Below are 23148 nucleotides of genomic sequence, written 5' to 3'. Positions count from 1 at the left end.
TAGAGCGCCACCGAAGCCATGCACCTCCAGAGAATTCGCATGCAGACTTTTTTTATCGCGCCCACCGATTTTGGTGTGGGTCTGACCTCCATCAGCCTTGGGCTGGTGCGTACCCTTGAGCGGGCCGGGCTGAAAGTCGGCTTCTTCAAACCGATTGCCCAGCCACATCCGGGCGACACCGGCCCCGAGCGCTCCACCGAACTGGTGGCGCGCACCCACGGCCTGAAGCCACCACCCCCCTTGGGCCTCGCCCATGTGGAGCGCATGCTCGGCGACGGCCAGCTCGACGAGTTGCTCGAAGAAATCATCACCCTGTACCAGCAGGCCGCCGTAGGCAAGGACGTGCTGATCGTCGAAGGCATGGTGCCGACCCGCAGCGCCAGCTATGCGGCGCGGGTCAACCTGCACCTGGCCAAGAGCCTGGACGCCGAAGTGATCCTGGTGTCGGCGCCGGAGAACGAAGTGCTTACCGAGCTCTCGGGCCGTGTGGAATTGCAGGCCCAACTGTTCGGCGGCCCCAAAGACCCGAAAGTGCTGGGCGTGATCCTCAACAAGGTGCGCACCGACGAAAGCATGGAAGCCTTCTCGGCGCGCCTCAAGGAACACTCGCCCCTGTTGCGCAGCGGCGATTTCCGCCTGCTCGGCTGCATCCCTTACCAGCCCGAACTCAACGCCCCGCGTACCCGCGACGTGGCCGACCTGATGGGCGCGCAGATCCTCAACGCCGGCGACTACGAAACCCGGCGCATGACCAAGATCATCATTTGCGCGCGCACCATGCGTAATACCGTGGAGCTGCTCAAGCCGGGCGTGCTGGTGGTAACGCCGGGCGACCGTGACGACATCATCCTCGCCGTCAGCCTGGCCGCAATCAACGGCGTGCCCCTGGCCGGTTTGTTGCTGACCAGCGACACCCTGCCCGACCCGCGCATCATGGATTTGTGCCGTGGCGCCTTCCAGGCCGGGCTGCCGGTGTTGTCGGTAAGTACCGGTTCCTACGACACGGCGAACCAGCTCAATAGCCTGAACAAGGAAATCCCGATCGATGACCGCGAGCGTGCGGAGATCATCACCGATTTCGTCGCCAGCCACCTCGATGCGCGCTGGCTGCACCAACGCTGCGGCACGCCACGGGAAATGCGCCTGTCGCCGGCGGTGTTTCGCTATCAGTTGATCCAGCGCGCCCAAGCCGCCAACAAGCGCATCGTGTTGCCCGAAGGCAGCGAGCCGTTGACCGTGCAGGCCGCTGCTATCTGTCAGGCCCGGGGCATTGCGCGCTGCGTGCTGCTGGCCAAACCTGCCGATGTGGAAGCCGTCGCCCGCGCCCACGGCATCGAACTGCCCGAAGGCCTGGAGATTCTCGACCCGGACCTGATTCGCCAACGCTACGTCGAGCCAATGGTCGCACTGCGCAAGAGCAAGAGCCTCAACGCGCCGATGGCCGAGCAACAATTGGAAGACACGGTGGTGATCGCCACCATGATGCTCGCACTGGACGAAGTGGACGGCCTGGTCTCCGGGGTGATTCACTCCACCGCCAACACTATCCGCCCTGCCCTGCAGCTGATCAAAACGGCGCCGGGCTGCACCTTGGTGTCGTCGGTGTTCTTCATGCTGTTCCCCGAGCAGGTGCTGGTATACGGCGACTGCGTGATGAATCCGCACCCCAGCGCCGTGGAGCTGGCGGAAATCGCCCTGCAAAGTGCCGACTCCGCCGCCGCGTTCGGCATTACGCCACGGGTGGCGATGATCAGCTATTCCAGCGGTGATTCGGCCAGCGGCGAAGAAGTCGAAAAAGTCCGCGAAGCCACCCTGCTCGCCCACGAACAGCAAAGCTCGCTGCTGATCGACGGCCCATTGCAGTACGATGCCGCCGCCAATGAAACCGTGGCAAGGCAGTTGGCGCCCAACAGCCAGGTCGCCGGCAAGGCCACGGTGTTTGTGTTCCCTGACCTGAACACCGGCAACACCACGCACAAGGCCGTGCAACGCAGCGCCGATTGCGTGAGCCTGGGGCCGATGTTGCAAGGCCTGCGCAAACCGGTGAACGACTTGCCACGCGGTGCACAAGTGGACGACATCGTGTACACCATCGCCCTGACGGCGATCCAAGCCGCCAACCGACCTATGGATATCTAAATGCTGGATTTTCTACCTGCCGCCGTGCGCGGGGTAATGGCTTCGCTGTTGCTGGCGCTGAACACGATCCTGCTGTGTTCGTTCCTGTTTATCGTCGCGCTGTTCAAGGCGCTGCCATTCGCCAAACGCTTCAGCGAATGGCTGATGAACCATACGCACGAAGCCTGGGTGACGAATAACAAGGGCTGGATGAACCTGGTACGCCGCACGCGCTGGCACCTGACCGGCCTTGAAGGCCTGGACTACCAGCACTCGTATCTGGTGACCAGCAACCACCAGAGCTGGGTCGACATCATGGTGCTGCAATACGTACTCAATCGGCGCATTCGCCCGCTGAAGTTCTTCCTCAAACAAGAACTGATCTGGGTGCCGGTGATCGGCCTGGCCTGGTGGGCGCTGGGCTTCCCATTCATGAAGCGCTACACCAAGGCGTACTTGGAGAAGCACCCGGAGAAGAAAGGCAAAGACCTGGAAACCACGCGTAAGACCTGTGCGAAGTTTCGCGACAACCCTGTGGGTATTTTCAACTTTGCCGAGGGCACGCGGTTTACGCCGGGCAAGCATGCACAACAGAAATCGCCGTTCCGTTACCTGCTCAAGCCCAAGGCCGGTGGCATTGCGTTTGTGCTGGATGCCATGGGCGAGCAGCTCAAGTCATTGGTGAACGTGACCATCCACTACCCGGCCGGACGCCCAGGGTATTGGGATTTGTTGTGCGGGAATGTGAAGGACGTGGTGGTGCACTTTGAAGAAGTGCAGATTCCGGCCGGGTTTATCGGCAAGAATTATGAGCAGGATGGGGAGTATCGGTTGGCGTTCCAGGGGTGGATCAACCAGTTGTGGGAAGACAAGGATGCGCTGCTGGATAAGCTGCACACGGAATACCCAGGCCGCCACTGACCGACCTGTGAATGCAATCTAATGTGGGAGCTGGCTTGCCTGCGATAGCTGACTGTCAGTTGATGGGTATGTTGCTGACCCACCGCTATCGCAGGCAAGCCAGCTCCCACAGTGACCGCGCCAGACCTTGAGAAAGTAAAAAGCCCGCCACCGAATCATCGGTAGCGGGCTTTTTTGCGGCGGCGAGGTTTAGATCGCGCCGCGCTGACGCAACAGCTCCAGTACTTGCTTGACGCTGTCTTCCAGCGACGTGGCCTGGGTGTCGATCACCAAGTCGGCATTCAACGGCACGTCGTACGGGAAAGACTCGCCAGGGATGTTATCCCCACCCGCTGCGTACAGGCCCTGCGGATCACGTTCGGCGCACACCAGCGGCGAGGCTTGCACGTAAACGGTGAGCAAGCGGTCGCTGCCGATCAACGACTTGGCCTGTTCACGGCCTTCGGCATCCGGCGCCACAAACGCGGCCAGGGTCAACAGGCCCGCTTCGTTGAACTGACGCGCCACGTGAGCAGCACGGCGCCAGTTTTCAGTACGCCCGGCGCGGTCCTGCGCCAAGCCCTTGTTCAGGTCGTGGCGCAGGTTCTGGCCATCCAGTACGAACACCGCACGGCCCATGTCGAACAGCTTGCGCTCAACTGCATAGGCCAAGGTGCTTTTGCCGGCGCCGGACAGGCCGCTGAACAACACGGTGGCCGGTTGCTGGCCGAAGCGCAGGGCGCGTTCTTCGGTGGCTACATGGGCGAGGTTGCCGTGTTGCGCAGTGCCACCATGGCCCACCGGCGGCGCGATGATCATGCCCGCAGCCACGGTGCCGTTGGTCAAACGGTCGATGACGATAAACGCACCGGTGGTGCGGTTGCTGTCATAGCCATCCAACGCAATGGCGGCGTCGAGGCTGACCTTGACCCGGCCAATCTCGTTCAGTTGCAGCGAACTTGCCGGGCCTTCGGCCAGGGTGTTCACGTCCACGCGGTGCACGATGCTGGTGATCGAACCCGGCACGTAGCTGGTGGCGCGCTTGATGTCGTATTTCTTGCCCGGCAGCATCGGCTCTTCGGCCATCCACACCAGCATGGCGTCGAAAGCGTCGGTGACTTGCGGCACGTTGTCTGCATGCACCAGCAGGTCGCCACGGGAGATGTCGATCTCGTCTTCCATGGTCAGGGTCACGGCCTGGCCTGGGCCTGCGTGTTCCAGCTCACCTTCGAAGGTGACGATGGATTTGACGCGGCTGCTCTTGCCCGACGGCAACACCACCACTTCATCGCCCTTGTGCACGATGCCGCTGGCCAGGGTGCCGGCGAAACCACGGAAGTTCAGGTTCGGACGGTTGACGTACTGCACCGGGAAACGCAGGTCGGTGTAGTTGCGGTCGTTGGCGATCTCGACGGTTTCGAGAATCTCCATCAGCGACTGGCCGGTGTACCAGGGCGAACGCTCGCTCTTGTTCACCACGTTGTCGCCCTTGAGCGCCGACATCGGCACGAAAGCCATGGTGCTCGGTTTGAACGCAATGCCTTCGGCGAACTTCAGGTAATCGGCCTTGATCGACTCGAACACGCTTTGGTCGAAGCCATTGATGTCCATCTTGTTGACGGCAATCACGATGTGCTTGATGCCCAGCAACGAGGCGATATAGCTGTGGCGGCGGGTCTGGGTCTGCACGCCGTAGCGGGCGTCGATCAGAATGATCGCCAGGTCACAGGTGGACGCACCGGTGGCCATGTTGCGGGTGTACTGCTCATGGCCGGGGGTGTCGGCGATGATGAATTTGCGCTTGGCGGTGGAGAAGTAGCGGTAGGCAACATCGATGGTGATGCCCTGCTCACGCTCGGCCTGCAGGCCGTCGACCAGCAAGGCCAGGTCGATATCATCGCCGGTGGTGCCGGATTTTTTCGAATCACGGGTAATGGCTTCCAGGTGATCTTCGTAGATCATCTTGGAGTCGTGCAGCAGGCGCCCGATCAGGGTGCTCTTGCCGTCGTCGACGTTGCCGCAGGTCAGGAAGCGCAACATCTCTTTGCGCTCGTGCTGGCCCAGGTAGGCGAGGATGTCCTCGCTGATCAAATCAGATACGTGCGACATGACAGCCCCTTAGAAATAGCCTTGACGTTTTTTATCTTCCATGGAGCCTGCGCCATCGTGGTCGATGACCCGGCCCTGGCGCTCGGAAGTTCGCGTCAGGAGCATTTCCTGAATGATGTCCGTCAGCGTCTCGGCTTCGGACTCCACCGCGCCCGTCAACGGGTAGCAGCCAAGGGTACGGAAACGTACTTTCTTTTTGACGATTCGGGCTTTGTCTTCGTCGGACAAGTGCTCGAGGATGCGGTCGTCGTCGATCATGATCAACGTGCCGTTCTTCTCGATCACATCGCGTTCGGCGGCGAAGTACAGCGGCACAATCGGGATGCCTTCAAGGTAGATGTACTGCCAGATGTCCAGCTCGGTCCAGTTGGACAGCGGGAACACACGGATCGACTCACCCTTGTTGACGTTGCCGTTGTAGACGTTCCACAGCTCCGGGCGCTGGTTCTTCGGGTCCCAGCGGTGTTTGCTGTCGCGGAACGAGTACACGCGCTCTTTGGCGCGGGATTTCTCTTCATCGCGACGAGCACCACCGAAGGCTGCGTCGAAACCATGCTTGTCCAAGGCCTGCTTGAGGCCTTCGGTCTTCATGATGTCGGTGTGCTTGGCGCTGCCGTGGGTGAACGGGTTGATGTTCTGCGCCACGCCATCGGGGTTGATATGGGTGATCAGGTCCAGGCCCAGCTCTTCGACCATTTTGTCGCGGAACCTGTACATCTCCTGGAATTTCCAGCGGGTGTCGACGTGCATCACCGGGAACGGCAATTTGCCCGGGAAGAAGGCCTTGCGCGCCAGATGCAGCATCACGGCGGAGTCTTTACCGATCGAGTAGAGCATCACCGGGTTGTCGAACTCGGCGGCGACCTCGCGGATGATGTGGATGCTTTCCGCCTCCAGCTGTTTCAGATGCGTCAGTTTGTCGACCATGGTTACTCACGGAAAAACGATCTTATGGACGGCCAAGCGGGCCGTGTTCGAGCGGGGCATGCTAGCACAGCACCTTCTTCTATTCAGGGAGCCAGCTAGATCGAAACGGTATATCAATATGCCCCACAGTTTGGGGTGTAACTGGTTCAAGCCAGCTCCCACATTAGATTGGGTTCGGGCAATCGATGAACAGATGCTCCAGCGCGAAACGCCGTGCCAGATAGTCACCCAACGCCTGCACGCCATAACGCTCGGTGGCGTGATGCCCGGCAGCAATGAAGCTGATGTCGTTTTCCCGCGCGCTGTGGAAGGTTTGCTCGGACGCTTCGCCACTCAAGTACAGGTCGACGCCGGCGGCAATCGCATCGTCGATGTAACCTTGCCCGCCGCCGGTGCACCAACCCACCCGGCGGATCATCTCGCTGCCTTCGATCAACAGCGGCTCGCGCCCCATCACGTCCTGCACGCGGCGGGCGAAATCACGCGGCGACAAGGGTTCGGCGAGGGAGCCGACCAGGCCAACGATCTTCGGGTTGTTCGGGTCCAGCGGGCCTTCGACGGTGATGTCCAACTGACGGGCGAGTTGCACGTTGTTGCCCACGTCCGGGTGCAGGTCCAGCGGCAGGTGGTAGGCCAGCAGGCTGATGTCGTGATTGAGCAGGGTTTTCAGGCGCCGCTGCTTCATGCCGGTGATGCAGGGGTTTTCGCCCTTCCAGAAATAACCGTGGTGCACCAGCACCAGGTCGGCCTGGGCTTCGACGGCGGCGTCCAGTAACGCCTGGCTGGCCGTGACGCCGCTGACGATGCGCATCACCTGCGGGCGCCCCTCGACCTGCAGGCCATTGGGGCAATAATCGGCAATTTTTGCGCTGCCAAGGTAGCGGTCAGCTTCCTCGACCAGGGTGCTAAGGGGGACAGCCATAAAAGACTCCTAAATATCCCGTTCCGAGGCGCTCGCAGCCTCGTATAATGCGCGACATTATGGGCGCTCTCCCGCCCCCTGCAACCTGTCAGGACTTACTTGATGCTCAAGGCACTGCGTTTTTTTGGATGGCCATTGTTGGCTGGCGTGCTGATCGCGATGCTGATTATTCAGCGTTATCCCCAATGGGTGGGCTTACCCAGCCTTGATGTGAACCTGCAACAGGCCCCGCAAACCAGCTCCGTGGTACAAGGCCCGGTCACCTACGCAGACGCCGTGGTCATCGCCGCGCCCGCCGTGGTCAACCTGTACACCACCAAAGTCATCAACAAACCGGCGCACCCGCTGTTTGAAGACCCGCAATTTCGCCGCTATTTCGGCGACAACGGCCCCAAGCAACGCCGCATGGAATCGAGCCTGGGTTCGGGTGTGATCATGAGCCCGGAAGGCTACATCCTCACCAACAACCACGTGACCACGGGCGCCGACCAGATTGTCGTGGCCCTGCGCGACGGCCGTGAAACCCTGGCCCGTGTGGTCGGCAGCGACCCGGAAACCGACCTCGCCGTACTCAAGATCGATTTGAAAAACCTGCCCTCCATCACCATCGGCCGCTCCGAAGGGCTGCGCGTGGGCGACGTGGCACTGGCCATCGGCAACCCGTTCGGGGTTGGCCAGACCGTGACCATGGGCATTATCAGCGCCACCGGGCGCAACCAGTTGGGGCTTAACAGCTACGAAGACTTTATCCAGACCGACGCGGCCATCAACCCCGGCAACTCAGGCGGCGCGCTGGTGGATGCCAATGGCAACCTGACCGGCATCAACACCGCGATCTTCTCCAAGTCCGGCGGCTCCCAGGGTATCGGCTTTGCGATTCCGGTGAAGCTGGCGATGGAGGTGATGAAGGCGATCATTGAACACGGCCAGGTGATTCGCGGCTGGATGGGCATTGAAGTACAGCCGTTGACCAAGGAACTGGCCGAGTCGTTCGGCCTGACCGGTCGCCCAGGCATCGTGGTCGCCGGGATTTTCCGCGATGGCCCGGCGCAAAAAGCCGGCCTGCAGTTGGGCGATGTGATCCTGAGCATCGACGGCGAACCCGCCGGTGATGGTCGCAAATCGATGAACCAGGTGGCGCGGATCAAGCCGACCGACAAGGTGGTCATCCAGGTGATGCGCAACGGCAAAGAGCTCAAGCTGGTGGCGGAAATCGGCCTGCGGCCACCGCCGGCGCCGGTCAAAGAAGAGGAATAACGGCTGTGGGAGCCCGCGCGCGGGCTCCTGTAACCTAATGTTTCTAAAGAAATCCATTCTCATTAGTCATGTTATATTGTTTCAATATCGCTATTGGAACGCTCTATCATGCCGTCTCGAAGATTTGCCCCCCTGGCTGGCCTGGTCATGGGCTTGTTGCTCGACCCCGCCTACGCCGAAAACAACAGCGTCGAACTGGACACCATCAGCGTCACCAGCGATGCCTATGAATCTGCCACCGGCCCGGTGACAGGCTACCGCGCCACCCGCTCCGCCAGCGCGACCAAAACGGACACGGCCCTGCGCGACATTCCACAATCGATCAGCGTAATTCCTGCCTCGGTGCTCAAAGACCTGGGCAGTACCAACGTGGAGCGCGCCCTGGAATTTGCCGGCGGCGTGTCCAAACAGAACAACTTCGGCGGCCTTACGCTTTACGAATACAGCGTGCGCGGCTTCACCACGTCGGAGTTTTACCAGGACGGTTTCAGCGCCAACCGTGGCTACCCGAGCACACCGGACGCGGCCAATATCGAGCGCATCGAAGTGCTCAAAGGCCCTGCCGCCAGCCTCTATGGGCGTGGTGATCCGGGCGGCACCGTGAACATTGTCACCAAGAAGCCGCAGCCCGAAGCCTTCACCACCGTGCAAACCAGCGCCGGCAGTTGGGACCGCTACCGCACTGCGCTGGATGTGAACACCCCGCTGGATGACGAAGGCCGCGTGCTGTCGCGGGTCAACCTCGCAGTGGAAGACAACCACAGCTTCCGCGATCACGTCGACGCCCAGCGCGTGTTCGTCGCACCGTCTTTCAGCTGGCAATTGGACCCGGACACTCGCCTGCTGGTAGAAAGCGAATTTGTGCGCCACAGCTCCACCTTCGACCGTGGCATCGTCGCGCCGCAGGGCATGTCCCGCTCAACCTTCCTGGGCGAACCCAACGATGGCGACATCCGCAACCACAACAACCGCCTGCAAGCGGCCCTGGAACATCACCTCAACGACGCCTGGCAACTGCGCCTGGCCAGCCACTATAAACAAGGCAGCCTGTGGGGCGATGCTTCGGAAAGCCGCGCACTGAATGCCGACGGCCATACGGTCAATCGCCGTTACCGCGAACGCTCCACGGGTTGGCACGACAGCATCACCCAGCTTGAATTACGCGGCCTGTTTGATATTGGCAGTTGGCAGCATGAATTGCTGATCGGCACCGAATACGAGGACTACCGCAAGAAGGAACGCGTCACCGCGATCGGCGGCAGCCTCTACCCTATCGACATCTACACACCCGTCTACGGTCAGCCCAAACCTAGCGGCGCACGTTCCGGCACCGACTTCTATGAGCAGGTGAAAAGTCAGGCGTTGAACCTGCAAGACCAGATCATCTTCACCGACCGCCTGCGTGGCATGGTCGGCGCACGCTTTGAGCATTTCGAGCAAAGCACCGACGACTTCACCCGCAACCACGCCAAGAGCCGTCAGACTCACGACGCCCTCACCCAGCGCGCCGGCTTGCTCTACCAACTGACGCCGCAAATCGGTGTGTTTGCCAACGCCTCCACCTCGTTCAAGCCCAACAATGGCCTGGACGCCGGCGGCAAATCCTTCAAGCCGGAAGAAGGCGTGGGCTATGAAGTGGGCATCAAGAGCGAGCTGTTCGACGACCGCCTGAGCACCACCCTGGCCGCCTTCCATATCGACAAACAAAACGTGCTGGCGCTGGACCCGGCCACCGACACCAACCGCGCCATGGGCAAGGCGCGCAGCCAGGGCTTTGACCTGCAACTGACCGGGCAACTGACAGACGCGGTACGCGTGATCGGCGCCTTTGCCTACATCGATGCGCAGGTGACCAAAGGCGACAAGGCCATCCCCACCGGCAGCCGGATTCTCGGCGTGGCCAAACGCAGCGGCAGCCTGCTGGGCGTGTATGAGTTTCAGGACGGCGCACTGCGCGGCTCAGACCTGGGCGCGGCGTTCACCTACGTCGGTGATCGCTCCGGCGAGGCCGGCGGTAGCTTCGAATTGCCGGCGTATCACACCGTCGACCTGCTGGCCCATTACAAGGCCAGTGACAAGGTCACCGTGGGCTTGAACCTCAATAACTTATTTGACGAAAAATACTACGAGCGCTCCTACAGCAATTACTGGGTGATGCCCGGTGAGCCGCGCAACTTCACCGTCAGCCTGACCCTCAACCTGTAACAGGACGTCAACATGCAAGCCTTCAAATCCCTGGCCGTCATCGGCCTGCTGTTTGCCACCCAAGTCTCGGCCCACGGCCTGTGGACCGAACAGCGGCGCGGCAATATCGAAGTGATCTACGGCCACGGTGCCGAGGACAACGCGTTCAAGGCACAGAAAATCAGCGGTGCCTGGGCGTATGACGCGGGCGGCAAGATGATCCCGGTGACCGTAGAGCGCCTGCCCGACCACGCACGCCTCAAGCCGCTCAAATCACCGGCCGTGATGGCCGTGGCCCTGGACAACGGCATGTGGTCGCAGACGCCAGACAAAAAGTGGGTCAACCAGGGCCGCAGCCAAGTGCCGGGGGCGATTCAATCGACCCAGACCTTCAAATACAGCCTGGCGATTTACCAGCCGGGGGCGAAACTGCCCAAGCTGGACCAGATCAAGCTGCTGATCCTGCCGGAAGTCGACCCGCTGACCGTAGGGCCAGGCAAATCGCTGCCGGTGCGGGTGCTGCTGGACGGCAAGCCTGCGGCGGGTATCAAGCTGGTAGGTGATTATCGCAATGCGCCGAACACCGTGAGCACGGAGACCGACAAGGATGGCCGCGCCCAGGTGCTGGTGCGTAATGAAGGGTTGAATGTGATTGCTGCGCAGGTTGAAGTGCCGCTGAAAGACAATGCTGATGTGGCGACACGTGGGCTGTTTACTTCGCTGACCTTCCTCGGTGAACCGCACCACGAGTAAACACCGAAAACTCGAAGTGGGCACCATCAATGTGGGAGCGGGCTTGCTCGCGAATGCGTTGGGTCAGTCACCGGATGTATTGACTGATCCACCACATTCGCGAGCAAGCCCGCTCCCACATTTAGTCTGTGTTTGGCTTGATTAGAGTGACAACGGCGCCCGCTCGCACAGCGTATTAAGCGCCACCGCCCACTGCGGGTCATCGTTCAAGCACGGCACCAGCACCAACTCCTCGCCCCCTGCCTCGCGGAACTGCTCCAGACCGCGATCGCCAATTTCCTCCAGGGTCTCGATGCAGTCGGCGACAAACGCCGGGCACATCACCAGCAGCTTTTTCACGCCTTGCCCGGCCAAGGCTTCCAGGCGGGCTTCGGTGTAGGGTTCGATCCACTTGGCGCGGCCCAGCCGTGACTGGAACGCCACCGACCACTTGCCCTCCGGCAATCCCATGCGCGCGGCAAAGTCGCGCGCCACGCTGAAGCACTGGGCGCGGTAGCAGGTGGCAAGCACCTCGGGCGAAGCGTTCTTGCAGCAGTCAGCATCCTTGAAGCAATGCTGGCCTGTGGGGTCGAGTTTTTTCAGATGGCGCTCAGGCAACCCATGGAAGCTCAGCAACAAGTGATCGAATGCCTGCGCCACGTACGGCCGGGCGCTGGCGACCAAGGCGTCGAGGTATTCCGGCTGATCGTAGAACGGCTGCAAGATAGAAAACTGCACATTGAGCTTCTTGTCGCGGACCACACGCTTGGCTTCTTCGATCACCGTGGTCACGGTGCTGTCAGCGAACTGCGGATACAACGGCGCCAGGGTGACTTTTTGAATGCCTTGAGCCGCGAGGCGCGTGAGGGTGGTTTCAAGCGACGGCTCGCCGTAGCGCATCGCCAACTCCACCGGGCCGTGGGTCCACTGCTGGGTCATTTGCGCTTGCAAGCGACGACTCAGGACCACAAGCGGCGAACCTTCTTCCCACCAGATCGAGGCGTAGGCATGCGCCGATTGCTCAGGGCGCTTGATCAGGATCAGCGACACCAGCAAGCGCCGCACCGGCCACGGCAGGTCGATCACGTAAGGGTCCATCAGGAACTGATTAAGGTAGCTGCGCACATCGGCCACCGAAGTGGATGCCGGTGAACCCAGATTGACCAGTAACAACGCGTGATCCGTCATGCAACATCCTATGGCTAGAGGCGGCTGGATAAATCTTCCAGGGCCGCGTGCAACTCAGTGAACTGAAAAGTGAAACCGGCGGCCAGCAACCGTTCGGGAACGGCCTTCTGGCCGCCCAACAGCAGACCGGACAACTCGCCCAGGCCGACCTTCAAGGCAAACGCCGGCATCGGCATGAACGCCGGGCGGTGCAGCACTTGGCCCAGGGTTTTGGCGAACTCGCGATTACGTACCGGGTGTGGCGCGCAGGCATTATAAGGACCGCTGGCATCGCCGTTGTGCAGAAGAAAATCAATCAGGGCGATTTGATCTTTGATATGGACCCACGGCATCCACTGCCGACCATTGCCGATCGGCCCGCCCAGCCCCAGTTTGAATGGCAGCAGCAGCCGCGACAAAAAGCCGCCCTTGGCCGACAACACCAGGCCCGTTCGCACCAGCACCACGCGGGTGCCGAAGGCTTCGGCGCGCAACGCGGTTTCTTCCCAGGCAATGCACAACTGGCTGGGGAAATCGTCCTGCACCGGGCCGCTGGCTTCGGTCAGTTCGCGCTCGCCACCGTCGCCGTACCAGCCCACTGCAGAACCGGAAATCAACACCGCCGGCTTTTGCGCCAGGCCTTGCATCCAAGCCAGCAAGGTTTCGGTGTGGCTGATGCGGCTGCTCCACAGCAATGCCTTGCGCTTTTTGGTCCACGGGCGATCGGCAATCGGCGCGCCGGCCAGGTTGACCACCGCATCCACCGTGCCGATCACGTCCTGCAAGCGGCCAACACCGAGCACCTCGGCACCGCACCATTTGGCCACGGTATCCGGCTCACGGCTCCACACCGTCAAGCGATGCCCCTGGGCCAGCCAGTGCAGGCAGAGTTGGCGACCGATCAAGCCCGTACCGCCGGTCAGCAAAATATGCATGGGTTTCTCCTCATGTAACGTTTGCCGCCCATCGCTAGTCTATTTTATAAGCAGGGATCTTTTGTAATTGGGCGTTACGTTGGTTTCAGAGGCCAATTCAAGCCTCACCCTTAACCCCTCACCTTTAACAATAGGTCACGCCGTTAGAACAGGTACGCCAAAACTTATACCAAAAAACAATATTGTACAGCTATGGGTGTCGGCGTAGTCTGTACTCAAAGGTAAAACGAGGCCCCCCATGACTGTTCCCATCGCGATCATCGGCACCGGCATCGCCGGTCTTTCCGCCGCCCGAGCGTTACGAGACGCGGGGCACGTTGTACAACTCTTCGATAAAAGCCGTGGCAGTGGCGGCCGCATGTCCAGCAAGCGCAGCGATGCCGGTGCCTTGGACATGGGCGCGCAATACTTCACGGCCCGCGACCGGCGCTTCGTCAACGAAGTGCAGCGCTGGCAAAGCAACGGCTGGGCCGAACAGTGGAAACCGCAGTTGTACAACTTCAAGTCCGGCCAGCTTACGCCCTCCCCCGACGAGCAGATCCGCTGGGTCGGCACGCCGCGCATGAGCGCCATTACCCGCGCGCTGCTTGATGACTTGCCGGTGGAGTTCGGTTGCCGCATCACCGAAGTGTTCCAAGGCAAACAGCACTGGAACCTGCTGGACGCCGACGGTGGCAATCATGGCCCGTTCAGCCACGTGGTGATTGCCACGCCGGCGCCCCAGGCCACCGCCCTGCTGGCTGCCGCGCCCAAGCTTGCAAGCGCCGCCGCCGGGGTGAAGATGGACCCGACCTGGGCCGTCGCCCTCGCCTTCGACACGCCGCTGGATACGCCGATGCAAGGCTGCTTTGTGCAAGACAGCCCGCTCGACTGGCTGGCGCGCAACCGTAGCAAACCCGGGCGCGACGCCACCCTCGACACCTGGGTGCTGCACGCCACCAGCGCCTGGAGCAAGGCCAACCTCGACCTGCCCAAAGAGGCAGTGATCGAACACCTGCACGGCGCCTTCGCCGAACTGCTGCACAGCGCCATGCCCGCGCCGTCCTTCAGCCTGGCCCATCGCTGGCTCTACGCCAGGCCGTCGGAGCGGCATGAATTCGGTGTGTTGGCCGACGCCGACCTGGGCCTGTACGTGTGTGGTGACTGGTGCCTGTCCGGGCGGGTCGAAGGCGCGTGGCTCAGCGGCCAGGAAGCCGCACGCCGCCTGATCGAACACCTGCAATGAACCGTCTCAACCCGACGAAATTGCTGTTGTCGAAGTGGACAGCAGCACGCCCGCGCAACAAGGAAAAACACTTTTTGGTCACCGAGCTGTTTCGTGATGACGAAGGCACCGTGCTCGAAATCGAACTGCAAGCGGTCATGACCCGCCGCGCCGAACGGCTCCCGTGGCAAACCCTGCAAAATGCCGAAGACTGGCGCATGGGCTGGAAATAGCGGGCGCTGAAAAAACTTATACAAATAATTTGACTTGTACATCATCAAACCTATGATGAGATTTAGTTGTACAGAATTATAAATCTGTACAGGAATTTCGCAGAGGGTTGAGCATGTCCAGCAGCGCAAAACCGAAGATCGCTATCAGTGCCTGCCTACTCGGCGAGAACGTGCGCTTCAACGGCGGACACAAACAATCCCTGCTGTGCAGCCAAACCCTCGCAGACTATTTCGACTTCGTGCCGTTGTGCCCCGAAGTCGCAATTGGCCTGGGCATCCCCCGCGAACCGATTCGCCTGGTGGGCGACCCTGCTCACCCGCAGGCCGTCGGCACCGTGCACCGTGAACTCAATGTGACCCAGCCCCTGGACGATTACGGCCAGCAGATGGCGGTGGAACACACAGACCTGTGCGGCTATATCTTCATGCAGAAGTCGCCGTCGTGCGGGCTGGAGCGGGTCAAGGTCTATCGCGACAACGGCACGCCCGTCGATGGCGGCGGGCGCGGCATTTATGCCCAGGCGTTTTGCGCACGCCACCCCAACCTGCCGGTGGAAGAAGACGGCCGGCTGAATGACCCGGTGCTGCGCGAGAACTTCCTCACCCGCGTGTTTGTGTACGCCAGCTGGCAACAATTGCTGACTGAAGGTATCACCCGTCACCGCCTGTTGGCGTTCCACGCGCGCTACAAATACCTGCTGATGGCCCACAGCCCCGTGCATTACAAAAGCCTTGGCCACCTGCTGGGCAGCATGGGCAAGGGCATCAACCTGGATGAACTGGCCGCCGGCTATTTCAGCGAATTGATGAGCGGCCTGAAAAAATGCGCCACCCGCGGCACCCACACCAATGTGCTGCAACACATCAGTGGCTACCTCAAGCAGGCCATCAGCGCCGATGACAAGCAGGAAATGCAAACCGTCATCGGCCAATACCGCACCGGCATCGTGCCGCTGGTGGTGCCGCTGACCTTGCTCAAACATCACTTTCGCCAACACCCGGACCGCTACATCGCGCAGCAGGCCTACTTGCAGCCGCATCCGGAAAACCTCAGCCTGCGTAATGCGATCTAGACCATGACACCTGCCCTGCAAGACGACCCTGTCGAAGACATCGCCCAAGCCATCGAAGACGGCTGGCTGCCGATTCGCGAAGTGGCGCGCCAGACCGGCGTCAACGCCGTGACCCTGCGTGCCTGGGAGCGCCGTTATGGCTTGATCGTGCCCCAGCGCACACCCAAGGGCCATCGGCTGTTCAGCGCCGAACACGTGCAACGCATCCACACCATTCTGACCTGGCTCAACCGTGGCGTGCCGGTCAGCCAGGTCAAAGGCTTGATCGATTCCGCCCAGGCCAGCCCCGACAGCGTCGAAAATGAATGGCATGTGCTGCGGCATAAACTGCTCACCGCAATCAGCGAACTGGCCGAACGCCGGGTCGACGACCTGTTCAACCAGGCCATGGCGCTGTACCCGCCGCGCACCTTGTGTGAGCAGTTGATGCTGCCGCTGCTCACCGCGCTGGAGCAACGCTGGCAGGGCCAGTTCGGCGCACAAATGGAGCGGGTGTTTTTCCTGTCCTGGCTGCGCAGCAAGTTCGGCGCGCGCATTTACCACAACAACCGCCAGCTCCAGGGCGCACCGTTGCTGCTGGTCAACCAGTCCGACGTGCCGCTGGAGCCGCACCTGTGGCTCAGCGCCTGGCTGGCCAGCAGTGCCGACTGCCCCGTCGAGGTTTTTGATTGGCCTTTGCCGACCGGCGAATTGGCCCTGGCCGTGGAACACCTGCAACCGCGTGCGGTGCTGCTGTATTCAAGCAAAGCCCTCCACCTGTCGGCACTCAGCAAACTTTTAGGCGGCATCAATTGCCCAATTTTGATTGCCGGACCAACGGTATGCATCCACCAGGACGAGTTAGCCGTATTAACCCGTGACACTCCTGAATTGTTCGTGGCCGAAGACCCGTTGTCGGCCCACCAGTTATTGATCCAGCGTGGAATTGTCTAAATGCATTTGATCTGGTTGCGCACCGACTTGCGCCTGCACGACAACACCGCCCTCGCCGCCGCCTGCCAGCGCGGCCCGGTTGTCGCCGTGTACCTGATCACGCCGCAGCAATGGCTGGCCCATGATGATGCGCCCTGCAAAGTCGATTTCTGGCTGCGCAACCTCAAGCACTTGAGCCAGGCCCTTGGCGAACTGAACATTCCCTTGCTGATTCGCACCGCCGACACCTGGGACAAGGCGCCCGCCGTGCTGGGCAAACTGTGCCGGGAACTGTCGGTGGACTCGGTGCACGTCAACGAGGAATACGGCATTCATGAGAGCCGTCGCGATGTGGCCGTGGCCAAAGCTCTGGAGGCTGACGGGGTGACGTTCCACAGTTACCTCGACCAGTTGTTTTTCCAACCTGGCAGCGTGCTGACCAAAACCGGCACTTACTTCCAGGTATTCAGTCAGTTCCGCAAAGTCTGTTACAACCGCCTGCACAGCGCCTTGCCGCGCCTGGTGGCGACGCCGCAACAACAGGCACCGCTGGATGTGCACCGCGACGCCATCCCGGATCAGGTCGAAGGCTTCGAAACACCCAGCGACACCTTGCGCGCCCTCTGGCCGGCGGGTGAGGAAGAAGCCCGGCGTCGCCTCGACACCTTCGCCGACCAACAGATCAGCTACTACAAAGACGAACGCGACTTCCCGGCCAAACCCGGCACCAGCCAGCTCTCGGCCTACCTCGCCGCCGGTGTGGTTTCACCACGCCAGTGCCTGCACGCCGCCCTGCAAACCAACCAGGGCGAGTTCGAAAGCGGCGATATCGGCGCCATCACCTGGATCAACGAGTTGCTGTGGCGCGAGTTCTACAAACATATTCTGGTCGGTTACCCACGGGTCTCGCGCCACCGTGCGTTCCGCATCGAAACCGAGGCGCTGGCCTGGCGCGATGCGCCCAAGGACTTGGCCGCCTGGCAACAAGGGCGCACCGGCCTGCCGATTATTGACGCGGCCATGCGCCAACTGCTGGAAACCGGTTGGATGCACAACCGCCTGCGCATGGTGGTGGCGATGTTTTTGACCAAGAACCTGCTGATCGACTGGCGCGAAGGTGAGCGCTTCTTTATGCGCCACTTGATCGACGGCGACCTGGCCGCCAATAACGGCGGCTGGCAGTGGAGCTCGTCCACCGGCACCGATTCGGCGCCGTATTTCCGGATTTTCAGCCCGTTGAGCCAGTCGGAAAAGTTCGACAGCGAAGGGGTGTTCATCAAGCACTGGCTACCGGAGCTGGCGGCGCTGAACAAGAAGGAAGTGCACAACCCCGAAGCCGCCGGTGGCCTGTTCGGCGTGGCAGATTACCCACGCTCGATTGTCGACCTGAAAAAATCCCGCGAGCGTGCACTCGCCGCCTTTCGCAACCTGCCTTCACGCCAGGAGGTCGCCGAACATGAGTGACTTCCTGCAGCGGTTCGCCCAGGCCTTTACCACGCTGGACAAGCACAACCTGCACCTGCTCGACAGCTTGTACAGCCAGGACATCGCCTTCACCGATCCGCTGCACGAAGTGCACGGGCTGCCCGCTTTGCGCAGTTACTTCGCCCAGATGTACAGCAACATCAGCCAGTTGCGTTTTGACTTCCACGGCTTCGACCAGGTCGCCGAAGGTGAAGGCTACCTGCGCTGGAAAATGAGCTTTTGCCACCCGCGCCTGGCCAGTGGCAAGGTGATCCGGGTGGAAGGTTGCTCGCACCTGATGTGGCGCGACAAGGTCTACCGCCATCGCGATTATTTCGATGCGGGCGCGTTGCTCTATGAACACCTGCCGGTAGTCGGCCCTGTGGTCAGTTGGCTAAAAAGGAGAATGGGATGAGCCTTGTACCGCCCCGCCGTTATTGGTTGACCGGTGCCAGCAGTGGCATCGGTGCCGCTCTGGCCGTCGAACTGCTCAACAGTGGCGCGCATGTGGCGCTCAGCTCGCGCAGCAAAGGCCCGCTTGAAGCGTTCGCCCTGCGTTACCCAGGCCAAGTGCTGGTGGTGGCCGGCGACCTGACCGACAGCCAGACCGTGCGCGAGATCGGCGAACACATCGGCGAGGTCTGGGGTTCATTGGATACGGTGATCCTCAACGCCGGCACCTGTGAGTATGTCGACGCCCGGCAATTCGATTCCTCCATCGTCGAGCACGTGGTGCGCACCAACCTGCTTGCCAGCAGCTATTGCATCGAAGCTGCACTGCCGCTGTTGCGCAAAGGGCTCACCCCACATCTGGTGGGCGTCGCGAGCGCCGTGACCTACCTGCCAATGCCACGCGCCGAAGCCTATGGCGCGTCCAAGGCCGGGCTGCGTTACCTGTTTGAATCGCTGCGCATCAGCCTGTCGCCGGAGAACATCGACGTCACGGTGATAAGCCCGGGCTTTGTCGACACCCCACTGACCGAACGCAATGATTTCCCGATGCCGCTGAGCTGGTCCGCCGAGAAGGCTGCACGGCATATCTTCGCCAAGCTGGAAAAACGCCCGCTGGAAATCGCCTTCCCGGCGATGTTTATCGCCACCCTGTGGCCATTGTCGAAGCTGCCCAACCGCGCACAACTGATTATCGGCAAACGCATGCTGCGCAGCCCGCCACCGAAGAAGGACGACCTGTGAAGATCGCCATCATCGGCAGCGGTATCGCCGGGCTGACCAGCGCTTACCTGCTCAGCCGGCGCCACGACATCACGCTGTTTGAGGCGGGCGAGCGCATTGGCGGGCATACCCACACGGTCAACGTCACGGTCGAAGGCAAACCCTATGCCGTGGACACCGGTTTTATCGTGTTCAACGACTGGACCTACCCTAATTTCATCCGTCTGCTCGGGCAGATTGGCGTGACGTTCAAACCCACCGAGATGAGCTTTTCGGTGTGCGACCAGCACGCAGGCTTTGAGTACAACGGCAATAACCTCAACAGCCTGTTTGCCCAGCGCCGCAATATTCTCTCGCCGGGATTCTGGGGCATGTTGCGCGACATTCTGCGCTTTAACCGCCAGGCACCGCTGGACCTGCAAAAGCAACGCATCAGTGCCGACATGACCCTGGGCGATTACCTGGAAGCCGGTGGATACGGCCCACGCTTTATCCGCCATTACATCGTGCCGATGGGCGCGGCGATCTGGTCGATGTCCCTGGCGGACATGCTCGGTTTCCCGTTGCAGTTCTTTGTGCGGTTTTTCAAGAACCACGGCTTGTTGTCGGTGAACAATCGGCCGCAATGGTGTGTGATCGAAGGCGGTTCAAGCAGCTACATCGAACCGCTGACCCGCAGTTTTCGCGAGCAGATCCGTCTCAATTGCCCTGTGGATAAAGTCGAACGCACAGACGAGGGCGTGATTATCCACAGCCCCGCCGGCAGCGAGCGCTTTGACCGCGTGGTGTTTGCCTGTCACAGCGACCAGGCCTTGGCGTTACTGGCCGACCCGAGCCAGGCCGAGCAAGACATTCTCGGTGCCCTGCCCTACGCCGACAATGACGTGGTGCTGCACACCGACACGCGCCTGCTGCCCGAGCGCAAACTGGCCTGGGCCAGCTGGAATTATCGCCTGAGCGGCACCGCGCAAACCCAGGCGGCCGTCACTTACGACATGAACATCCTGCAAGGCATCCACAGCGACACCACTTTTTGCGTCAGCCTCAACCAGACGCCGATGATCAACCCGCTGAAGATCCTTGCGCGCTACACCTATGCGCATCCGCAATACAGCCTGGCAGCGGTGGCGGCACAAAACCGCTGGGAAGAATTACACGGCGCGCGCCACACCTTTTACTGTGGCGCCTACTGGGCCAACGGCTTTCATGAAGACGGCGTGACCAGCGCATTGCGCGTGGCCCAGGCCTTTGGCGAAACCCTATGAACAGCGCCCTGTACAGCGGCTGGATCGCCCATCGCCGGTTTGCGCCCAAGGCCCACGCCTTTCGCTACCGCATTGGCCTGCTGTACCTGGACCTGAGCGAACAAGACGAAGTGCTCGGGCTCTCGCCCCTGGCCGGCAACAGCCGGCTGGCGCCCTTCGGCTTTCGCCAGCAGGACTACCTGCGTGAATTTACGCGTCACGGCATCAGCTTGAGCGATGCCGTGCGCCAGGAAGTCGGCAAGGCACTGGGGCGCGAGCCCCGGGGCGTTATCTGCCTACTGACCCAGGCCCGCAGTTGGGGCCTGGCTTTTAACCCGGTGAGTTTCTTCTACTGCTTCGAGGCCGATGGGCAACTGGCCGCGATCCTGTGTGAAGTGACCAACACCCCGTGGCGCGAGCGCTACCACTATGTGCTGCCGGCCCAGGCGCTCGGCGCCGAGGAACACCAGCACTTCGCCGTGGCCAAGGCGTTCCATGTGTCGCCGTTTTTACCCCGCGACCTGGAATACCGCATGAGCTTCAGCCCGCCGGCCGACAGGCTGGGCGTGCACATGGCTGATTGGCAGGGCACGCAAAAAGTCTTCGACGCCACCTTGAGCCTGCAAAAAGAAGCGCTGACCCGCGCCAGCCTGCATCGCTACCTGTGGCGCTTCCCGTGGATGACCGCCAAGACCTGCCTGGCGATTTACTGGCAAGCCATGCGCCTGCTGCTCAAACGCACACCGATTTTTTCCCATCAGGCCGCCGATGGCGCCTCTCGCACCGCAGTCGGGTATACCAAGGATCGCCGCCATGAAATCCCCTAGCTTATCGGTCAAGACCAACCGCCTGAACGTCAACGGCGTGACCAGTGCGCTGTTGCGCAAAGGTGTACTGCGCCAGCTCAGCCAACTGCGCCACGGCCAGTTGGTGGTGATCGAAGACGGTGAACGCCAAGTGTTCGGCGCACGCGAAGCGCATCTGTTGGGCGAAATCCAGGTCCACGATTCGGCAGTCTGGGGCCTGGTGGCGGCCAATGGTTCGATCGGCGCCGGCGAGGCGTTTATCCACGGTTACTGGAGCAGCCCGGACCTCACCGCCGTGGTGCGCGTGATGGTCAGCAACCTGGATGTGCTCGATGCCATGGAAGGCGGCCTGGCGCGCTTGGCGCGACCCTTCACCCAAGGCCTGCACTGGCTTAACCGCAACACCCGCAAGGGCTCGCAGAAAAATATCGCCGCCCACTATGACCTGGGCAACGACTTGTTCGAGGAATTCCTCGACCCGACCATGATGTATTCGGCGGCGCAGTTTCTGACCCCCGACGACAGCCTGGAACAGGCGCAACTGAATAAACTGGAACGCATCTGCCAGAAGCTCGCGCTCAAACCCACCGACCATTTGCTAGAAATCGGCACCGGCTGGGGCAGCATGGCGCTGTATGCGGCGCAGCACTATGGCTGCAAGGTCACCACCACGACCTTGTCCAAAGAGCAGTTCGCCTACACCAAAAAACGCATCGAGGCCTTGGGGCTCAAGGAGCAGGTAACGCTGCTGCTGCAGGACTACCGCGACCTGACGGGCCAGTACGACAAACTGGTGTCCATCGAGATGATCGAAGCGGTGGGCCATCGCTTTCTGCCGACCTACTTCAAGCAATGCGCGCACCTGCTCAACAGCGACGGGCTGATGCTGCTGCAAGCCATCACTATTCGTGAACAGCGTTATGAGAAGGCCAAAAACAGCGTCGACTTTATCCAGCGCTATATTTTCCCCGGCGGCGCCCTGCCCTCTGTGCAGAACATGCTGCAGATCGTCAGCCGCGACACCGACATGAACCTGCTGCACATGGAAGACTTCGGCTTGCACTACGCGCGCACTCTGCGCCTGTGGCATGAGAACTTCCGGCGCGCCCATGGTCGTCTTGCCGAGTTGGGCTACGATGAGTACTTCCTGCGCCTGTGGGAATTTTACTTGTGCTACTGCGAAGGCGGGTTTATGGAGCGAACGATCGGTACCGCGCAGCTGCTGCTGGCCAAGCCTGCGGCGATCAACCCGCCGTTGCTCGGGCGTTTCAATGCTTAAAACCCTGGCCAATGCCGTGCTGTTCCAGTGCGGCTGGTTTGCCTGTGTGCTGGGCGGTGACAGCCGCTGGTTGTGGGTGGGCGCGGGCGTGCTGGCCATCCACCTGCTGTGGACAAGTTCATGGTCTGAAGAAGGCCAAGTGATCCTGGCCGTGACCCTGTTGGGCACCGTGGTTGATACCTTGTTGCGCACCTTTGGCGTGTTTCACTTCGGTTTTCCAGGGCCGCTGATTCCCTTCTGGCTGATCATGCTCTGGGCACTGCTCGCCACCACACTGCGCCATTGCCTGGCCTGGAGTGCACAACCCTGGTGGCGCGCCAGCCTGTTGGGGGCGGTGGGTGGGCCACTGTCTTATTACGCCGGCAGCCAATTGGCCGGTGTGCGTTTGGGCTACGACACAACGCTGACGCTGATCGGCCTGGCGTTGCTCTGGGCGCTGGTGTTCCCGGTATTGCACTGGGTGGCACGGCAGCTTGGGCACTGACGTCCGTCAGAGCATTCATACGCAA

General features: G+C 61.2%; 21 protein-coding genes. 16 read left to right on the top strand and 5 right to left on the bottom strand.

All coding sequences use genetic code 11. The features are described from left to right. The first annotated feature begins 39 nt into the window (after positions 1-39). Both pta and AOA59_RS27510 read left to right on the top strand, forming a co-directional pair. Positions 40-2139, top strand: coding sequence for a phosphate acetyltransferase (gene pta / locus AOA59_RS27515; RefSeq protein ID WP_099489723.1), 2100 nt, complete (start codon positions 40-42; stop codon positions 2137-2139). After that, on the top strand, positions 2140-3039 hold the full coding sequence (locus AOA59_RS27510; protein ID WP_099489722.1) for an acyltransferase: 900 nt from the start codon (positions 2140-2142) through the stop codon (positions 3037-3039). 189 nt (positions 3040-3228) lie between these two features. Here AOA59_RS27510 and cysN read toward each other — a convergent pair whose 3' ends face one another. The 3 genes from cysN to AOA59_RS27495 all read right to left on the bottom strand — a co-directional run bounded on the left by cysN (position 3229) and on the right by AOA59_RS27495 (position 6976). Continuing rightward, the gene (gene cysN / locus AOA59_RS27505) at positions 3229-5127 is read right to left on the bottom strand and encodes a sulfate adenylyltransferase subunit CysN (RefSeq protein ID WP_099489721.1); all 1899 of its coding nucleotides are present in this window, start codon (positions 5125-5127) and stop codon (positions 3229-3231) included. 9 nt (positions 5128-5136) lie between these two features. Further along, positions 5137-6054 carry a sulfate adenylyltransferase subunit CysD gene (gene cysD / locus AOA59_RS27500; protein WP_099489720.1) on the bottom strand — a complete coding sequence of 306 codons (918 nt, stop codon included), beginning with the start codon at positions 6052-6054 and terminating at the stop codon, positions 5137-5139. A gap of 163 nt (positions 6055-6217) precedes the next feature. Beyond that, positions 6218-6976 carry a Nif3-like dinuclear metal center hexameric protein gene (locus AOA59_RS27495; RefSeq protein ID WP_065929635.1) on the bottom strand — a complete coding sequence of 253 codons (759 nt, stop codon included), beginning with the start codon at positions 6974-6976 and terminating at the stop codon, positions 6218-6220. A gap of 102 nt (positions 6977-7078) precedes the next feature. On the opposite strand from AOA59_RS27495, the gene algW reads away from it, so the two are divergent. From algW to AOA59_RS27480, 3 genes are all read left to right on the top strand, one after another. Continuing rightward, positions 7079-8233 (top strand): Do family serine endopeptidase AlgW, encoded by a 1155-nt coding sequence (gene algW / locus AOA59_RS27490; RefSeq protein WP_099489719.1) that lies wholly within the window; start codon positions 7079-7081, stop codon positions 8231-8233. Between the two features lie 108 nt (positions 8234-8341). After that, positions 8342-10438 carry a TonB-dependent siderophore receptor gene (locus AOA59_RS27485; RefSeq protein WP_099489718.1) on the top strand — a complete coding sequence of 699 codons (2097 nt, stop codon included), beginning with the start codon at positions 8342-8344 and terminating at the stop codon, positions 10436-10438. A gap of 12 nt (positions 10439-10450) precedes the next feature. Beyond that, positions 10451-11170 carry a DUF4198 domain-containing protein gene (locus AOA59_RS27480; RefSeq protein WP_099489717.1) on the top strand — a complete coding sequence of 240 codons (720 nt, stop codon included), beginning with the start codon at positions 10451-10453 and terminating at the stop codon, positions 11168-11170. A gap of 141 nt (positions 11171-11311) precedes the next feature. On the opposite strand, the gene hemH is transcribed toward AOA59_RS27480, so the two are convergent. Both hemH and AOA59_RS27470 read right to left on the bottom strand, forming a co-directional pair. Beyond that, positions 11312-12337 carry a ferrochelatase gene (gene hemH / locus AOA59_RS27475; protein WP_065929638.1) on the bottom strand — a complete coding sequence of 342 codons (1026 nt, stop codon included), beginning with the start codon at positions 12335-12337 and terminating at the stop codon, positions 11312-11314. 14 nt (positions 12338-12351) lie between these two features. Next, complete coding sequence (locus AOA59_RS27470) at positions 12352-13251, bottom strand: TIGR01777 family oxidoreductase (protein ID WP_065929639.1); 900 nt, start codon at positions 13249-13251, stop codon at positions 12352-12354. A gap of 238 nt (positions 13252-13489) precedes the next feature. On the opposite strand from AOA59_RS27470, the gene AOA59_RS27465 reads away from it, so the two are divergent. From AOA59_RS27465 to AOA59_RS27415, 11 genes are all read left to right on the top strand, one after another. Beyond that, positions 13490-14476, top strand: a complete 987-nt coding sequence (locus AOA59_RS27465; protein WP_017137621.1) for an NAD(P)/FAD-dependent oxidoreductase — start codon at positions 13490-13492, stop codon at positions 14474-14476. Further along, positions 14473-14688 carry a TIGR02450 family Trp-rich protein gene (locus AOA59_RS27460; protein ID WP_017137622.1) on the top strand — a complete coding sequence of 72 codons (216 nt, stop codon included), beginning with the start codon at positions 14473-14475 and terminating at the stop codon, positions 14686-14688. The genes AOA59_RS27465 and AOA59_RS27460 overlap by 4 nt, the downstream gene beginning before the upstream one ends. Before the next feature lie 113 nt (positions 14689-14801). Beyond that, positions 14802-15761, top strand: coding sequence for a DUF523 and DUF1722 domain-containing protein (locus AOA59_RS27455; RefSeq protein WP_099489716.1), 960 nt, complete (start codon positions 14802-14804; stop codon positions 15759-15761). 3 nt (positions 15762-15764) lie between these two features. Then, entirely contained in the window at positions 15765-16694 is a 930-nt protein-coding gene (locus tag AOA59_RS27450) for a MerR family transcriptional regulator (RefSeq protein WP_065929642.1), read from the top strand. Then, positions 16695-18137 (top strand): deoxyribodipyrimidine photo-lyase, encoded by a 1443-nt coding sequence (gene phrB, locus AOA59_RS27445; protein ID WP_099489715.1) that lies wholly within the window; start codon positions 16695-16697, stop codon positions 18135-18137. After that, a complete protein-coding gene (locus AOA59_RS27440) occupies positions 18130-18552 on the top strand; it encodes a nuclear transport factor 2 family protein (RefSeq protein WP_065929644.1) in 423 nt (140 codons plus the stop codon). Before phrB ends, AOA59_RS27440 begins: the two co-directional genes overlap by 8 nt. Next, on the top strand, positions 18549-19331 hold the full coding sequence (locus tag AOA59_RS27435) for an SDR family oxidoreductase (RefSeq protein WP_065929645.1): 783 nt from the start codon (positions 18549-18551) through the stop codon (positions 19329-19331). Before AOA59_RS27440 ends, AOA59_RS27435 begins: the two co-directional genes overlap by 4 nt. Then, a complete protein-coding gene (locus AOA59_RS27430) occupies positions 19328-20575 on the top strand; it encodes an NAD(P)/FAD-dependent oxidoreductase (protein WP_099489714.1) in 1248 nt (415 codons plus the stop codon). The genes AOA59_RS27435 and AOA59_RS27430 overlap by 4 nt, the downstream gene beginning before the upstream one ends. Further along, positions 20572-21381, top strand: coding sequence for a DUF1365 domain-containing protein (locus AOA59_RS27425; protein ID WP_099489713.1), 810 nt, complete (start codon positions 20572-20574; stop codon positions 21379-21381). Before AOA59_RS27430 ends, AOA59_RS27425 begins: the two co-directional genes overlap by 4 nt. Beyond that, positions 21368-22639, top strand: a complete 1272-nt coding sequence (locus AOA59_RS27420; RefSeq protein ID WP_099489712.1) for a cyclopropane-fatty-acyl-phospholipid synthase family protein — start codon at positions 21368-21370, stop codon at positions 22637-22639. Before AOA59_RS27425 ends, AOA59_RS27420 begins: the two co-directional genes overlap by 14 nt. Then, positions 22632-23123, top strand: coding sequence for a DUF2878 domain-containing protein (locus tag AOA59_RS27415; protein WP_069785933.1), 492 nt, complete (start codon positions 22632-22634; stop codon positions 23121-23123). Before AOA59_RS27420 ends, AOA59_RS27415 begins: the two co-directional genes overlap by 8 nt. The last annotated feature ends 25 nt before the right edge of the window (positions 23124-23148 follow it).

Source organism: Pseudomonas sp. 2822-15 (assembly GCF_002742515.1).
In the GTDB taxonomy this organism is placed as follows: Bacteria; Pseudomonadota; Gammaproteobacteria; order Pseudomonadales; family Pseudomonadaceae; genus Aquipseudomonas; species Aquipseudomonas salomonii.
This window is presented reverse-complemented; position numbering and strand designations above follow the sequence as displayed.

Excerpts from the sequence above, each read along its gene's own strand:
- pta (WP_099489723.1), top strand. The coding sequence starts at position 40 with ATGCAGACTTTTTTTATCGCGCCCACCGATTTTGGTGTGGGTCTGACC.
- AOA59_RS27510 (WP_099489722.1), top strand. The coding sequence starts at position 2,140 with ATGCTGGATTTTCTACCTGCCGCCGTGCGCGGGGTAATGGCTTCGCTG.
- cysN (WP_099489721.1), bottom strand. The coding sequence starts at position 5,127 with ATGTCGCACGTATCTGATTTGATCAGCGAGGACATCCTCGCCTACCTG.
- cysD (WP_099489720.1), bottom strand. The coding sequence starts at position 6,054 with ATGGTCGACAAACTGACGCATCTGAAACAGCTGGAGGCGGAAAGCATC.
- AOA59_RS27495 (WP_065929635.1), bottom strand. The coding sequence starts at position 6,976 with ATGGCTGTCCCCCTTAGCACCCTGGTCGAGGAAGCTGACCGCTACCTT.
- algW (WP_099489719.1), top strand. The coding sequence starts at position 7,079 with ATGCTCAAGGCACTGCGTTTTTTTGGATGGCCATTGTTGGCTGGCGTG.
- AOA59_RS27485 (WP_099489718.1), top strand. The coding sequence starts at position 8,342 with ATGCCGTCTCGAAGATTTGCCCCCCTGGCTGGCCTGGTCATGGGCTTG.
- AOA59_RS27480 (WP_099489717.1), top strand. The coding sequence starts at position 10,451 with ATGCAAGCCTTCAAATCCCTGGCCGTCATCGGCCTGCTGTTTGCCACC.
- hemH (WP_065929638.1), bottom strand. The coding sequence starts at position 12,337 with ATGACGGATCACGCGTTGTTACTGGTCAATCTGGGTTCACCGGCATCC.
- AOA59_RS27470 (WP_065929639.1), bottom strand. The coding sequence starts at position 13,251 with ATGCATATTTTGCTGACCGGCGGTACGGGCTTGATCGGTCGCCAACTC.
- AOA59_RS27465 (WP_017137621.1), top strand. The coding sequence starts at position 13,490 with ATGACTGTTCCCATCGCGATCATCGGCACCGGCATCGCCGGTCTTTCC.
- AOA59_RS27460 (WP_017137622.1), top strand. The coding sequence starts at position 14,473 with ATGAACCGTCTCAACCCGACGAAATTGCTGTTGTCGAAGTGGACAGCA.
- AOA59_RS27455 (WP_099489716.1), top strand. The coding sequence starts at position 14,802 with ATGTCCAGCAGCGCAAAACCGAAGATCGCTATCAGTGCCTGCCTACTC.
- AOA59_RS27450 (WP_065929642.1), top strand. The coding sequence starts at position 15,765 with ATGACACCTGCCCTGCAAGACGACCCTGTCGAAGACATCGCCCAAGCC.
- phrB (WP_099489715.1), top strand. The coding sequence starts at position 16,695 with ATGCATTTGATCTGGTTGCGCACCGACTTGCGCCTGCACGACAACACC.
- AOA59_RS27440 (WP_065929644.1), top strand. The coding sequence starts at position 18,130 with ATGAGTGACTTCCTGCAGCGGTTCGCCCAGGCCTTTACCACGCTGGAC.
- AOA59_RS27435 (WP_065929645.1), top strand. The coding sequence starts at position 18,549 with ATGAGCCTTGTACCGCCCCGCCGTTATTGGTTGACCGGTGCCAGCAGT.
- AOA59_RS27425 (WP_099489713.1), top strand. The coding sequence starts at position 20,572 with ATGAACAGCGCCCTGTACAGCGGCTGGATCGCCCATCGCCGGTTTGCG.
- AOA59_RS27420 (WP_099489712.1), top strand. The coding sequence starts at position 21,368 with ATGAAATCCCCTAGCTTATCGGTCAAGACCAACCGCCTGAACGTCAAC.
- AOA59_RS27415 (WP_069785933.1), top strand. The coding sequence starts at position 22,632 with ATGCTTAAAACCCTGGCCAATGCCGTGCTGTTCCAGTGCGGCTGGTTT.